Source organism: Corallococcus sp. AB032C (assembly GCF_003668935.1).
GTDB lineage: Bacteria > Myxococcota > Myxococcia > Myxococcales > Myxococcaceae > Corallococcus > Corallococcus exiguus.
In genome coordinates, this window is record NZ_RAWP01000170.1 from 1 (window position 1) to 13,400 (window position 13,400).

Sequence of the window (13,400 nt, forward strand, 5' to 3'; positions counted from 1 at the left end):
ACCTGGGGGCGTTCGCCCTGGCCCTGGCCGCCGTGAGCGCCGGGTCGGCGCGCGTCACGCGAGAGCCCCCCTCGCCGTGGTCCGCGCTGGAGCCCACCCGGCCCCTGGAGGCCCGGCTGACCTCCGTCCCCCTGGATGGACACCGCCCCTACGTGCCCATGCGCGGAGGGGTTCCCGCGGCGGCGCCGCTGCCGCTGCGGGAGCTGGCCCGGATGGAGGACCGGCAGGACTGGCGGGGCATCGCCTCCGCGTACCTGCTGGCGGGCGACGCGCGGCAGGCCCTGAACTACCTGGGCAACGCGGCCGCCTCCCCGGACGTGGGCTCCGACCGCGCGGTGGCGCTGGCGCTGGCCCATGCCGGGGCCTCCGAACAGACGGCGCTCGACGAGGCCCTGGCCGTGCTGGAGGACGTGCTCCGCGAGCGGCCAGACCATCCACAGGCCCTGTGGAACCACGCGCTGGTCCTGCGGAACCTGGACCTGCCCCTGCTCGCGGCGGATGCCTTCGACGCCGTGGCGAAGCTGGGCGAGCCCGGCTGGAGCGCGGAGGCGCGGACCCATGCGGGCCTCTTGCGGGAACAGACGCTGGCCCGGGGCCGCGCCTGGAAGCAGGCCTTCGCGGCGACGCAGGACCTGATGGCGGACTCCAACGCGCCGCTGCCTTTGAAGGAGGCCGCGAACCTTCCAGGCATCGTCCGGCTGGCCTTCTACGACGCGGTCCGCGCGGCACCCTCGAAGGACGCGGCGCTGCGGCTGCTGCCGTTGGCGGACACCCTGGACCGGGCCTATGGCGGCGGCGCGGTGCTGCACGCCACCGTCACCCGCGTGGCCGCGCGGGACTTCCAGAAGCGCGAACCGCTCGCCCGGGACTACGCGCGGTCCGTGCGCGGCAGGACGCCCTTCCCTCCGGCCTTCCTGGAGACACTGCTGCGCTCCGGCGAGGACGACCTGTACGTGGGCGCGCTCGGGTACGAGCTCACGGCGGGACGGCCCGTGGACGTGGCGGCGTTCGCCCGCGCCGCGGACGGACTGGGCGACCCGTGGTTCCACCTCATCGCCGAACGCGAGCGCGCCAACCAGGAGGTGCGCGACGGCCAGTGGTGGAAGGCGGAGGCGCGCGTGCGGGAGGCGCTGCGCACGTGCGAGGCGGAGCGGCTGGACTACCGCTGCGCCGACCTGCACGCGTGGCTCACGGACATGTACCTGGGCGAGCTTCACCGCCCCGCCGAGGCCCACGCACACGCGCTGCGGGGCTGGCAGCTGGCGAAGAAGCAGGGAGAATGGCAGCAGGAGCGGCTGTTCCTCCAGGAGCTGGCGCAGGTGGCGCGCTTCCACCACGTCGCCCCCACCGCGAGCGCGTACTTCAGGGAGTCACTGGCGCGCGTGCCCGACGACCGCACGCAGCTCAACTACGTGCACCGCAACCTGGCCACCCTGGCGTGGATGGACTTCCGCGTGGACGAGGCCCGTCAGCACCTGGAGCAGTCGATGGAGTCCGGCCTGCCGCTGGGGTTGAATGGCGCGGGCGTGCTCGCGGACCTGGCCCGCTTCGGCCCCATGCCCGGCGCGGCTGACGCGCTGTCCCGTGCCCTCTCCGGACTGAGACAGGGCCAGGCTCGCCCCGGTGAACGCGCGTTGCTGGACTCCATCCAGGGCGAGTTCGAGCTGGAGCGCGACCCCACCGCTGGACGCGCCCTGCTGCGGAGCGCCCTCACGCAGGCGGAGCAGTGGCCCGGCGACGTGTACGCCCGCCGCGCCCAGGCCCGCGCCTCCGCCGCGCTCATCTCCGACGCCGGACGCACGGGCGCGTTCGTGGAGGCGCTCGCCCTCGCGGGCCGACAGTTCCAGGTGACCGAGGTGCCGGAGCGCTGCGTGCTCGCGGTGTCGGTGCAGCACGAGCGCACGCTCGCGGTGGCGCGTGGCCCTTCGGGCGCGGTGCACGGGGACTTCACCCAGACGCGCACGGCGCCGCTCGGACAGGACGCCTCCGGGCTGGTCCCGCCCGCGTTGCAGGAAGCGCTGCGCGGGTGTGAGCAGGTGCAGGTGCTGGCCCTGCCTCCCGTGAATGGCCTGCCCCGGCTGCTGCCGCCGGACATCGCCTGGAGCTACCGGGTGGGCCACGCGACCGTGGGCCCTCTTCCGCCGGTGGACAGCGGCGCGCACCTGGTCGTCTCCAACGTGGACACGCCCGCGGCCCTGGGCCTTCCACGTCTGCCTCCGATGTCGCGGCCCCCTGGGGAAGACGCCCGGCGCGTGATGCTGGAGGGCGCGCGAGCCACGCCATCGCGCGTGCTGGAGGCGATGGCTACCGCCACCGAGGTGGAGATCCACACGCACGGCGTGTTCAGCCCGGAGCTGTCGGACGCCTCGCTCCTCATGCTGGCCCCGGAGCGGGATGGCCGGTACGCGCTCACCGCCAACCAGGTGCGCGCCCACGGGCTCTCCAAGGCACCGCTGGTGTTCCTGGCCGCATGCGGCGCCGCGCGCACCGCGCCCTTCTCGCACGAGTCCTTCAGCCTGCCGGTGGCCTTCCTCGACGCCGGGGCGCGCGCGGTGCTGGCCGCCACGGTGGACATCCCGGACACCGCGGGCCGCTTCTTCAACGACGTGCGCGAGCGCATCCACGCGGGCGCCGTGCCCAGCGTGGCCCTGCGCGACGAGCGGCAAGCCTGGCTCCAGGCCTCCCCCGGCGACCGCTGGGTGCACGACGTGCTCCTGTTCGAATGACGACCCGTAAGGTCATTTAAAAGAACCGGACCCAGCACGTTTTCAAGAAGGAGCCGCACGCAAACCGGAAGCGCCCATCCCGCGGCGGCCCTTCAGGAGGACGGACATGAAGAACTGTCGGAACAGTGCTGGTCAGGCCCCCGGGAAGGACAAGCCCCAGAACGATCTCCCGGACAAGCCGCCCCCGGGCCCCGCTGGCGTGGACGCGGCACCCGTGGCGCCGGGGGAACTGCGCGAAGAGTTCCACAGCGACCTGCCGGACAAGCCTCCGCCGGGGCCGGCAGGATTCAATCGCTGACGCTCAAAGGCGTGGCGCGGGCCTATGCTCCCGCGCCATGCCGTCGCATCCGTACGTCGTGAGGGCCGTGCAGTCCGGCGAGGCGTTGGAGCCAGAGTTGGAGCAGGTGCTGGCCCTGCAGCGCCGCAACCTGCCTCCCGCGCTGTCTCCCGAGGAGCAGCACGCCCAGGGCTTCGTCACCGTCCAGCACGACCTGCCCACGCTTCTGCGCATGCACGCGCTGGCGCCCAGCATCATCGCCCTCCAGGGCTCCGACGTGGTGGCGTACGCGCTGGTGATGCCCCGCGAGTGCCGCGCGTGGGTCCCCGTCCTGGACCCGATGTTCGCGCTCCTCGAAGGGCTCGAGCACCGGGGCCGGCCGCTGAAGGACCAGCGCTTCTACGTGATGGGGCAGGTGTGCGTGGACAAGGCCCACCGGGGGATGGGCCTCTTCGACGCGCTCTACCACCAGCACCGCGAGCAGCTTCGCTCGCGCTTCGACTGCGTCGTGACCGAGGTCTCGGTGCGCAACACCCGCTCCCTGCGCGCGCACGCGCGGGTCGGGTTCGAGACCGTCCACACCTACCGCGACGCCATCGACACCTGGGCCGTGGTGCTCTGGGACTGGGGCGCGGACACGTCGCGCTGAAGCACCGGATCCGCGCGAACCGGCGTGGGGCGGTTCGCCATCCGCTTGTGGTGCAGGCCGGACAGCTTCAGCGCCAGCTCCGGACCGGTGACACCCTTGGGGATGTAGCCGTCCGCGCCGGACGCGCGCACCAGCTCGCGCAGCCGAGACTCGTCCATGGACGAGTACAGGATGAAGAGCGTGTCCGGGCCCGCGAACTGGCGCACCACGCCCAGGATGCGGTCGCCGCTCAGCGCCGGGATGTTCACGTCCAGGAGCACGATGTCCGGCTGCTCGGTCCGCAGCAGGTTGGCCACGCCCAGCGCCGCACGCGTGGTGACGACTTCGAAGCCGTAGCGGCTGATGGAGCGCTCCACCAGCTCCAGCACGAGTGGGTCATCATCCACCACAAGCGCCTTCAACTTGCCTTCCGCCATCGCGTCTCCGCCTTTCAAGACCTCGGGGGAAAGGTCTGAAGTGCATTACGTCCAGGTATGCTGTGCAATATACGCCATACCTGTATTCATGCACAATGCCCCTAGGCCTGAAGACCTGGGATGCCCGTACTTTGAGTACGAATTCCGGGTCTCAATGTCGCGCGAAGGTGGGGAAAAAGAGCCCTATGCCGCAGGGGTGACCCTGACCCCGATATGTCACTGTGAGTGAAAAATGGTGAGCGGGGAGGGTGGGAAACCGGACACTCCAGCGCCCGGCCGGCGCCTCGTTTCACCCTTCACGCAAAGCCGTGCGCGGCCAGGCGAGGCGAGGCAGCTTTGGGGGATGGCTTCTGGAACTCCCGCCAACAATGACTTCGCCCTGCTGGTGGCGGTCCTTCCGCCGTCGCTCCAGGAGGCGGTGCGGCGGCTGCCTGAAGCGGAGCTGTTGGAAGTGGTGATGGATCTGGGGCGACCTCCGGAGGCGCGGCTGGTGCACGGGGTGGCGCGACTGTCCGAAGCGCCCGTGGATCAGGAGGCGCTCCAGGCGGTGCTCGCCCACGTGGGCGAGGTGGGCGGCGACAACCGCGCGGGCATCGAGCGCACGCTCCACCGCGTGTCGGCCATCCGCAACCGCCAGGGCCGCGTGGTGGGGCTCACGCTGCGCGTGGGGCGCGCCATCCAGGGCACCATCGACATGCTGCGCGACCTGGTGGAGTCCGGTCGCAACCTGCTGCTGCTCGGGCGGCCGGGCGTGGGCAAGACGACGAAGCTGCGCGAGGTGGCGCGCGTGCTCGCGGACGCGCTGGGCAAGCGCGTGATGGTGGTGGACACGTCCAACGAGATTGGCGGCGATGGGGACATCCCGCACCCCGGCATCGGCGGTGCTCGGCGCATGCAGGTGAGCCGGCCGGACCGGCAGCACGACGTGATGATCGAGGCGGTGGAGAACCACATGCCCGAGGCCATCGTGGTGGATGAGATTGGCACCGCCGCGGAGGCCGCCGCCGCGCGCACCATCGCGGAGCGCGGCGTGCAGTTGGTGGCCACGGCGCACGGCAACACGCTGGAGAACCTGGTGCTGAACCCCACGCTGTCCGACCTGGTGGGCGGCGTGCAGACCGTCACGCTGAGCGACGACGAGGCCCGGCGCCGGGGCACGCAGAAGACCGTCACGGAGCGCAAGGGCACGCCCACCTTCGACATCGTGGTGGAGATGGTGAACCGCGACGAGGTGCGAGTGCACCGCGACACAGGCGGCGCGGTGGACCGGCTGCTCACGGGCGTGGAGGTGGGCGGCGAGAAGCGGCGGCAGCAGGACGGCGCCGTGCACGTGGAGGCCGCGCCGCGGGTGGTGGAGGCCACGCCTCCGGGAGGACGCGTGCCGAAGGGGACGCCCGCGCTGGGTGCGCCCCGGCCCGGGCCCACGCGCATCGCCGCGCACGCGGTGAGCCGCGAGCTGCTGGAGCGAGTGCTGCGCGACCTGCCGGTGGAGGCCGTGGTGGTGGGCCGTCCGGAGAACGCGGAGGTGGTGCTCACGCTGCGAAGCCGCGCGAATTCGCCTCGGCTGCGCCGCGCGGCCGAGCGCGTGGGAGCGCGGGTGCTGGCCATCAAGCGCAACAGCGCCACGGAGATCCGCCGCGCGCTGCGCACGGAGTTCCACCTGCTGGAGGGCGTGGACCCCGCGGACGTGCACGCCGCGGTCACGGACGTGGAGGCGGCCATCCAGCGCGTGCTCGCGGAGGGCATCAGCCTGTCGCTCGCGCCGCGCCCGTCGCGCCTGCGGAAGTTGCAGCACACCCTGGTCGTGAAGAACCACCTGGAGGCCGTGAGCGTGGGCAGCGAGCCTGTGCGCCATCTGGTCCTCTACCCGCTGGGCACCGTCCTGACAGAAGCGTCCGACACCGCGCCGGAGGACGTGGAAGCGCTGGAGCCGGATGACGACCTGGAGGACGACGACTCCTTGGCCGCGGACGAAGAGACCGGGGATGACGAGGACTCGGAAGCCTCTCCTTCGGACGAAGGCATCTCCCAGCCCCCTCGGACCTGAGCGCTGCCGCCCCTCCGGCGGCGACCCGCGGAAAGCTGTCCGACTGTCGGACAGGTTTTGGACCGGGGCCGGCGGGGGGTGGACCGCGCGAACTTGTCCGACTGTCGGACAGGTTTGGACCGGGCGGGCCCGGACAGCTCCGCCCCTGGTTGCGCAGCTCACTGCACACGCGCATGGGGTCATGGGAGCCCCTTTCCCTGGGGTTTCGCGGGGTTGAGGGGGCACGATGGTTGCTGAAGGCTCGGGGTACGGTCCTCCGCGATGGCGCGGGGGAGCCGCACCGTCTTTCCGGAGACCTTCATGCGCCGCATTGCCTTCGCTGCCCTCGCCGCCCTCGCCACCACCGCCTGTGGGGACAACCTGCCCACGCAGGAGGAGATAGACGACGCGAAGGCCCGCGTGGAGCGTCTGGCGGCCTCCACGCACCAGGTGCGGGGCGCGTTCGAGATGCTGGGCCTGATGCCCGTGTACACGTGCGGCGAGCCCCGGCGCTCCTTCCTGAACCGCGCCGTGGAGGGGCTGAGCGCCTCGGTGACCTGCGCGACCTTCCGGGTGCAGGCCGTGGACGCCGTCACCGACTCCGTCGTCGTGTCCTTCCCGTCCGCCTGTGACGTGCACGGCCTGCGCTTCACCGGACGCGCGGTGCTGGAGTACCGCGGCGGCGAGGACCTGATGGAGATGAAGGCGGACCTGCGCGAGCTGGCCGTGGATGGCCAGACCCTCCAGGCCAAGGTGGGCTACGGCACGTGTTCGGACGAGACGCGCCTGTTCGCGGAAGTCGAGGGCCAGGTGCCCGGCCGCCAGGGCCACAGCTTCTCCATCAACAGCACCGTGGGGAAGCGCGACGGGCTGCCCATCATCGGCGGCACGTCACTGGTGTTCGACGGTCCGGGCGAGCTGACGGGGCCGAACGGGACGGACCGCATCACGCTCACGTCGCTCGAATATGAAGTGGGCAACTACCTGCCCAAGGAGGGCACGGCCCTGGTGGAGACCGCGGACGGGCACCGCCTGAACTTCGCGTTCCAGCCCGTGCTGTGGCGCGTGGGCAAGGTGGAGGTCACCGTGGACGAGAAGGACCCGGTGACCGTGCCTGTCGTGCGCTGAGGTCTATTCCTGGAACGACCGGGTGAGCCGGGCGATGGCGCCCGGCAAACCCCTCACGCGCAGCTTGCTGCCCGTCTCGTCGTAGGCCTGGGACACCACGGTGGTGTGCTCGTACACCTCGCCGATGCGGGCCTGCCGTGCGTAGGGAATCACCAGGTCCGCCTCCACCATGGAGGCCTCGAAGAAGGCGATGACCTCCCGGCGAAGCATGGCCACGTCCTCCGGCCGGTGCGCGGACAGGAAGATGGCTTCGGGGTGCTCGGCCCGGAGCGCCTCCTGGACCGCCGCGTCCAGCCGGTCCACCTTGTTGAACAGCAGCTTGCCCGGCACCACGTCCGCGCCAATCTCCCGGAGCACCGTGCGGGTGACCTCCAGCTGCGCGGCCCACGTGGGGTCGGACGCGTCCACCACGTAGAGCAGCAGCGACGCCTCCAGCGCCTCGTCCAGCGTGGAGCGGAAGGACGCCACCAGGTCGTGCGGCAGCTTCTGGATGAAACCCACCGTGTCGGAGACGAGGATGCGCGGCCGGGTCTCCGGCTGCATCGCGCGCACCGTCGTGTCGAGCGTGGCGAAGAGCTGATCCGCCACCAGCACCGTGCTGCCCGTGAGCGCGCGCATCAACGACGACTTGCCCGCGTTCGTGTAGCCCACCAGCGCCACGCGCAGCTGGTCCCGGCGCGCGTAGCGGCGGTGGTCCTGGTCCTTCTGGATGGCGGCCAGGCCCTCGCGCAGCTCCGCCAGCCGGTCGCGAATCTTGCGGCGGTCCAGCTCCACCGCCGAGTCACCCGAGCCGCGGCCCTGCTGGCGCTCACTGCCTCCGGAGGATTCACGAAGGCGCGGGGCCAGGTAGTTGAGCCGGGCGATCTCCACCTGCATGCGTGCCTCGTGGCTCTTGGCGTGCCGGTGGAAGATGTCCACGATGACGCCCGCGCGGTCCAGCACCTGCACGCCCGTGGCGCGCTCCAGGTTGCGCAGCTGGCCGGGGGACAGCTCGTGGTCCACGACCACCACGGTGGGCCTGGGGCCCGGTTCGACGGCGGTGGCCTCCGCGTCCGCGTCTGATTCCGCGTCCGTGTCCGGGAAGGCGTCGTCGTCCTCGTCGGGCTCGGCTCCGGCTCCGTCCGGGTCCGAGTCGCCGGGAGCGACCGGGTCCTCGGGCTCCGCGTCGGCTTCGGCCTCCCACTTCTCCCGCGCCTTCGACGTCTTGCCCTGCGCGCCGGATGGGATGACGCCCGAGCCGCCGGTGAGCTCGGACAGCTCCTTGAGCTTGCCGGAGCCGAGCACCGTGCCGGTGGCCAGCCGCTGCCTACGCTGGGACACGGTCGCCACCGCGTCGAAGCCCAGCGTGTGCACCAGCCGCTTCAGCTCCGCCAGGTCCGCGGCATGCGCTTCATCCGTCACCCCGGGAAGCTGGACACCGACGAGGACGGCGCGTGGGCGCTCGGGAAGGGTTTTCGCCATGCATGGGCTCGTAACACGCCGGGCCCGGCCGTGCCTCTGCATCGCTCATTCAATTTTCCGCTTATTCTTGAATAACCAGTTTAAAAGCAACTCAATCCCAGACATTGAGACAACCTCGTCACCGCGCTCCCGTCGCGGTCTTCCCCATCCCCCGGAGTGAAATGAAGAATCGATTCCTCGCACTCACCGTGATGACGCTGGTAGGCGGCTCCGCCTTCGCGGAAGCGCCTCCGAACCCGGCGGACCTGCGCCGCGTGACGAAGGCGCGCGAGAGCCTGGTCCCCGCCGTGGAGAAGGCCTTCGGGCCCAAGGCTCGCTTCGTCCAGCTCTTCGGCCAGGGCCGGGAGATGCTGGCGGGCATCGTCGCGGAGATCCCCGTGGAGCCGCTGGGGACGGATGACCTCCCGCTGCTGGCCATCGTCCGGTACGCCGAGGACACCGGCGCGGTGCGCGTGGTGGCCCCGGAGTTCAAGTACCGCGAGGCGCGCATCGTGGGTCAGGAGGTGGCGCTGCTGGACGGCGAGGGCACCCTGCGGCTGCGCGACGCGAACGGCCGCGAGCGGCTGCTCGCCGAGCAGGTGGGCGGCGACCTGTTCCCCACGGCGAAGGGGGACGCGCTGGTGGCCACGCTGAAGACGGGCGCCCCGGGCCCGCATGAGACGGCGGTGGGCATCATCGACATGAAGGGGCGCGTGAAGGTGCTGGCGGACGGCCCGGGCGTGGACGCGACGCCGAGCATCTCCCCGGACGGCAAGACGGTGGTGTTCGTGTCGGGCCGGACGAGCGTGGCGTCGTTCTTCGTCACGACGGTGGAAGGCGCGGAGCCCCGGCAGCTCACCAACGTGGGCCTGGAGAACTGGATGCTGTTCGGCGGCCCGCCGAAGGAGTTCGTGCCCCCGCCCGTCTCCAGCCACCACATGGAGTGGGTGAGCGAGGACGTGCTCCGCTACAACGCGGGCGGCGGCGTGTTCTGGACGCTCAACGTGCGCACCGGCCACGCGGCCGCGGACGTGGGAGGTGCGAAGTGATGCGCCTTCAGCGGCTCATGGTGGTGGCGGCGTTCGCGCTGCTTTCGCTTCCGGCGGTCTCCTCCGCGCAGACGATGTTCCGCTTCCCCGCGTCGCAGCTCGCGGATCAATGCGGCAACGGCGGCTGCACGGTGAGCGCATACAAGGACTACGGCGGCCGGGACTACGCCTGCGGTGGCGTGCGCTACAGCGGCCACACGGGCACGGACTACGCGCTGGTGGGCGGGTTCTCGAAGATGGACTACGGCGTCTGGGCGATGAACGCCGCCCGGGGCTACGTCGAGGCGTCGGTGGACGGGTACTACGACCGGTGCAACTACTGGAACCAGTCCAATCCCTATGCCGCGTGCGGCCTCTACACGGCGAACTACATCATCATGCGGCACCCGGACAACACGCAGACCTGGTACTGGCACCTGAAGGCATACACGCAGCAGTTCGCGCGGGGGACCACGCTCGCCTGCGGCAACTGGATTGCGCGCGTGGGCTCGTCCGGCGCTTCCACGGGACCGCACCTGCACTTCGAGTACTACGTGCCGGGCTACGGCACGGATGACCCCTACGCGGGCTCCTGCGGCACGCCCTACACGCGCTGGACCTCGCAGGGCGCGTACCGGGGGCTTCCCGGCATCACCTGCCAGTAGGCCGCGGGGCCTGTCGGGACGGGAGAGGCCAGGGAAGGCCCTCCCGTCCTGAACCGGGCGTCGCGCGGATGAAAAACCGGGAGCGCCGGGGCGAAGTCGTTAGCGTGTCAGGGAACCCGCGGGCCTCTCCCCCGTGGCGCCGGAAGGAATTGCCCGTGGTGCTTCGTGGTGATGTCGCCGTCCTGCTGGAGAACGCCCCTGCGAAGCGCCAGGCGCTGGCGGAGGCCGCGTTCGTGTTCTTCGCCGTGCTGGGGCCCTCCTCGGTGGCCCGGCTGGGCCGAGGGGCCGCCGTGGCCGTGGAGCTGGCGCTGCTGGCGTGGGGGCTGATGCTCCTGCGGCCGTGGGAGTCCTCGCGCCGTGGCGCGTGGTGGGGCGTGCTGGGCCTGGTGGTGGCGCTGGGCGGCGCGGGCGCGGGCGCGTGGGTGGCGTCGGACGCGGAGATGACGAAGGGCTTCTCGCTGTCCATGGCGCCCCTGGTCATCCGGGCGCTGGGCATGTGCCTGCTGGTGGCGGTGCTGCTGTGGCGTGACGGTCAGGGACCCGCGCAGGTGGGGCTGGTGCGCGAGGGCTGGGCTCGCGAGCTGCTGCTGGGCGGGGGGGTGCTGGTGGGCACGTACGTGGTGCACCTGGCGGCGTCGGTGCCGCTGGCGGCGGTCGCGGTGGCGTTGAAGCTGGCGGGCGCGGAGCTGGCGGCGCGCAAGGGCGTGGCGGCGGCGCTCTTGGACACGGGGCTGGGCGTGCCGGCCTTCGCGGCCATCATGGTGGTGGTGACGGGCTTCGAGGAGTTCGTCTTCCGGGGCTTCCTGGTGCCTCGGCTGAAGGTGGTGCTGGGAGGCTGGGTGCCGGCCATCCTGGGTGCCGCGGTGCTCTTCTCCGTGGGGCACTTCTACGAGGGCACGCTGGCCGTCTTCCAGACGTTCGTGATGGGCGCCTGGTTCGGCTTCGTCCTCTGGTACCGGGGACGGCTGCTGCCGCTCATCGTGGCGCACGCGGCCTTCAACACCATCAGCTTCGCGCTGATGCTGTGGCTGTCGCGCTCGGGGTTCCTGGAGAAGCTGCCGCCCCTCTGATGAGAGGAGCGGCGCATGTGCAATTGATTACGCCAGCGCTCCGGGCATCAGCTCGGAAGCCAGCTCCCTTACGAGCTCTCTGGCCACTTCCGCGGAGGGCAGCCCTGAGTGGCGGGCCACTTCGTCCGGTAGGTGGCTGGAGGCCGCGTCCTGCTCCAGTTCGCGCCAGGCTTCACGGCGGGCCGTATTCACTCGCTCGCGGGCGTCCGGGGACAGCTGTTCCAGCGCCCACGCGTCGATGGCCCACGACAGCTCCGCGTGCCTCAGTTCGTCCGGGGCGATGGTGCCCAGGGACTCGCGCACCTGCGCGTCCTCCGCGCTCCTCGCCTGCCAACCCGCCAGCAGCGCGCCGTAGGTCTCCCGCACGCAGCCCTCCACCGCGTTCTCGATGGCGAGCGACTCCAGTGACCGGGCCCGGAAAGGCTCCACCTTCAGCTCCGGCATCGGGGCTCCGTGACGGCGGGCCAGCGACTCCATCGCTTCCGCGTGACGGACCTCGTCCTTCGCTGAACGCCTGGCGGCCCGCACCAGGTGCTCCGGGGCCCCGTGCACGGCCAGCTCGTCCGCGAGCCTTTCGAAGGCCGGCACGGACGCGGCCTCCAGGTGCGCCATCCTCGCGAAAAGCGCTCCCAGCGCGGGCGTCTCCGAAGCCACCGCGCCGTCGCTGCACAGTCCTTCCGGCCTCCGGCCCTCGCAGAGAAAGTGGGCCTCGCAGCTCACCTGTTCGATGACGCCGCCGTCCTCCCCCACCTCGGTCCCCTGGACGCGAGCACAGGGCGTCCTGGCCCCGAGCGCCTCGCACAACTCCTCACAGGAGGTGTCCTGCGTGGGGACGCTCCCGTCACGCAGGGTGGCGGGAAGTGGGAAGGTCTGCTGCTCCCAGTTCTCATCCGAATCACAGCCCCACGTCGAGGAGCACCCCAACCCCAACGTGGCGACGGGCGCGAGCAACCACAGACGCTTGAACACGGGACGCAACCTGCCGCGAGACATGCGGACTCCTGCTTCCATCACGAACCCGCCGGCCCTCGGGCTCCCGCAGCATACTTGAATCCTTGTCAGGCCTGCGGTGTCTGGGTCTGCGCGGAGCGCCGCCGCAGCCAGTTGCGCAGGAAGGCCTTCACCTCCGGGTGCTGCGACTGACGGAAGTGGTCCGGCGGGCCGTACTCCACCACCTGGCCCTCGTGCATCAGCGCCAGGTTGTCCGCCGTGCCGAAGGCGGAGGCCACGTCCGGCGTAATCACCAGCGACGTGGCGCCCAGCTGCTGCTTGCCCGTGGTGATGATCTCATTCACCGCCGCCGTGGTGAGCGGATCCAGACCCGCCGTGGGGTCGTCGTAGAGGAGAATCTTCGGCTGGAGGATGGTCGCGCGCGCGAAGCCCACGCGCTTCTGCATGCCGCCGGACAGCTCTCCCGGGAAGCGCGTGGCCGCGTGCGACAGGCCCACCTTCCCCAGCGTCTCGTTCACCGTCTTGGCGATGTCCGGCTCGGACATCTTCGTGCGCTCGCGCAGCGGGAACGCCACGTTGTCGAAGACGTTCAGCGAGTCGAACAACGCGTTCGCCTGGAAGAGGATGCCCAGCTTGCGGCGCATCTGGTTGAGCTTGGGCTCGTCCAGCTTCGCCACCTCCTCGCCCTCCACCAACACCACGCCCCGGTCCGGACGGATCAGGCCCATGATGTGCTTCATCAGCACCGTCTTGCCCGAACCCGATACGCCCATCAGCACGCAGGTCGTGCCCTCCGGCACCACCAGGTCCACGCCCCGGAGCGCGGGCTGCCCGCCAAACGACTTGTGCAGGTCCCGCACCTCGAGGGTCAGCTTCGGCGCCGGCTCACGGCTCGCGTCACTCATCGCCCCGGAAGCCTACCGCGCACGCCCTGCCGGCCGCTCTGGATTCACGCTTGCCCGCTCCCCCGCTTCCGGCGCGCACGGCGCATCCCCAGGCCCCACAGCCCCAACGCCAGCAGGCC

Annotated in this window: 12 protein-coding genes; 8 read left to right on the plus strand and 4 right to left on the minus strand. The window is 71.1% G+C overall.

Annotation, left to right across the window (positions count from 1 at the left end; translation table 11 throughout):
* The 3 genes from D7X99_RS39525 to D7X99_RS39535 form a co-directional block, all read left to right on the plus strand.
* Positions 1 to 2,726: CHAT domain-containing protein (locus D7X99_RS39525; RefSeq protein ID WP_121782259.1), on the plus strand; the 2,726-nt coding region annotated here is incomplete at its 5' end.
* Positions 2,727 to 2,832: 106 nt separating this feature from the next.
* Positions 2,833 to 3,024 carry a hypothetical protein gene (locus D7X99_RS39530; protein WP_121782260.1) on the plus strand — a complete coding sequence of 64 codons (192 nt, stop codon included), beginning with the start codon at positions 2,833 to 2,835 and terminating at the stop codon, positions 3,022 to 3,024.
* 37 nt (positions 3,025 to 3,061) lie between these two features.
* Positions 3,062 to 3,652: a GNAT family N-acetyltransferase gene (locus D7X99_RS39535; protein WP_121782261.1), complete on the plus strand. Its 591-nt coding sequence runs from the start codon at positions 3,062 to 3,064 to the stop codon at positions 3,650 to 3,652.
* On the opposite strand, the gene D7X99_RS39540 is transcribed toward D7X99_RS39535, so the two are convergent.
* A complete protein-coding gene (locus D7X99_RS39540) occupies positions 3,586 to 4,068 on the minus strand; it encodes a response regulator (protein ID WP_121782262.1) in 483 nt (160 codons plus the stop codon). The two genes, D7X99_RS39535 and D7X99_RS39540, sit on opposite strands and share 67 nt — an antisense overlap.
* Before the next feature lie 343 nt (positions 4,069 to 4,411).
* On the opposite strand from D7X99_RS39540, the gene D7X99_RS39545 reads away from it, so the two are divergent.
* Positions 4,412 to 6,115 carry a R3H domain-containing nucleic acid-binding protein gene (locus tag D7X99_RS39545; RefSeq protein WP_121782263.1) on the plus strand — a complete coding sequence of 568 codons (1,704 nt, stop codon included), beginning with the start codon at positions 4,412 to 4,414 and terminating at the stop codon, positions 6,113 to 6,115.
* A 300-nt stretch (positions 6,116 to 6,415) separates the two neighbouring features.
* Positions 6,416 to 7,222 (plus strand): hypothetical protein, encoded by an 807-nt coding sequence (locus D7X99_RS39550; RefSeq protein WP_121782268.1) that lies wholly within the window; start codon positions 6,416 to 6,418, stop codon positions 7,220 to 7,222.
* A gap of 3 nt (positions 7,223 to 7,225) precedes the next feature.
* On the opposite strand, the gene hflX is transcribed toward D7X99_RS39550, so the two are convergent.
* On the minus strand, positions 7,226 to 8,683 hold the full coding sequence (gene hflX / locus D7X99_RS39555; protein WP_121782264.1) for a GTPase HflX: 1,458 nt from the start codon (positions 8,681 to 8,683) through the stop codon (positions 7,226 to 7,228).
* 161 nt (positions 8,684 to 8,844) lie between these two features.
* Here hflX and D7X99_RS39560 point away from each other — a divergent pair, with 161 nt between their 5' ends.
* The 3 genes from D7X99_RS39560 (at position 8,845) to D7X99_RS39570 (ending at position 11,425) form a co-directional block, all read left to right on the plus strand.
* On the plus strand, positions 8,845 to 9,711 hold the full coding sequence (locus D7X99_RS39560) for a PD40 domain-containing protein (RefSeq protein WP_121782265.1): 867 nt from the start codon (positions 8,845 to 8,847) through the stop codon (positions 9,709 to 9,711).
* Complete coding sequence (locus D7X99_RS39565) at positions 9,711 to 10,355, plus strand: M23 family metallopeptidase (protein WP_120580842.1); 645 nt, start codon at positions 9,711 to 9,713, stop codon at positions 10,353 to 10,355. Before D7X99_RS39560 ends, D7X99_RS39565 begins: the two co-directional genes overlap by 1 nt.
* A gap of 155 nt (positions 10,356 to 10,510) precedes the next feature.
* A complete protein-coding gene (locus tag D7X99_RS39570; RefSeq protein ID WP_233614115.1) occupies positions 10,511 to 11,425 on the plus strand; it encodes a CPBP family intramembrane glutamic endopeptidase in 915 nt (304 codons plus the stop codon).
* Positions 11,426 to 11,452: 27 nt separating this feature from the next.
* Here the strand turns inward: D7X99_RS39570 and D7X99_RS39575 are convergent, their stop codons facing one another.
* Together D7X99_RS39575 and D7X99_RS39580 are read right to left on the minus strand one after the other, a co-directional pair.
* A complete protein-coding gene (locus tag D7X99_RS39575) occupies positions 11,453 to 12,394 on the minus strand; it encodes a hypothetical protein (RefSeq protein ID WP_147476396.1) in 942 nt (313 codons plus the stop codon).
* An 89-nt stretch (positions 12,395 to 12,483) separates the two neighbouring features.
* Positions 12,484 to 13,281, minus strand: coding sequence for an ABC transporter ATP-binding protein (locus D7X99_RS39580; protein WP_121782267.1), 798 nt, complete (start codon positions 13,279 to 13,281; stop codon positions 12,484 to 12,486).
* Positions 13,282 to 13,400: the final 119 nt, after the last annotated feature.

Coding starts and splice junctions, on each gene's coding strand:
- D7X99_RS39530 (WP_121782260.1), top strand. CDS start 2,833: ATGAAGAACTGTCGGAACAGTGCTGGTCAGGCCCCCGGGAAGGACAAG.
- D7X99_RS39535 (WP_121782261.1), top strand. CDS start 3,062: ATGCCGTCGCATCCGTACGTCGTGAGGGCCGTGCAGTCCGGCGAGGCG.
- D7X99_RS39540 (WP_121782262.1), bottom strand. CDS start 4,068: ATGGCGGAAGGCAAGTTGAAGGCGCTTGTGGTGGATGATGACCCACTC.
- D7X99_RS39545 (WP_121782263.1), top strand. CDS start 4,412: ATGGCTTCTGGAACTCCCGCCAACAATGACTTCGCCCTGCTGGTGGCG.
- D7X99_RS39550 (WP_121782268.1), top strand. CDS start 6,416: ATGCGCCGCATTGCCTTCGCTGCCCTCGCCGCCCTCGCCACCACCGCC.
- hflX (WP_121782264.1), bottom strand. CDS start 8,683: ATGGCGAAAACCCTTCCCGAGCGCCCACGCGCCGTCCTCGTCGGTGTC.
- D7X99_RS39560 (WP_121782265.1), top strand. CDS start 8,845: ATGAAGAATCGATTCCTCGCACTCACCGTGATGACGCTGGTAGGCGGC.
- D7X99_RS39565 (WP_120580842.1), top strand. CDS start 9,711: ATGCGCCTTCAGCGGCTCATGGTGGTGGCGGCGTTCGCGCTGCTTTCG.
- D7X99_RS39580 (WP_121782267.1), bottom strand. CDS start 13,281: ATGAGTGACGCGAGCCGTGAGCCGGCGCCGAAGCTGACCCTCGAGGTG.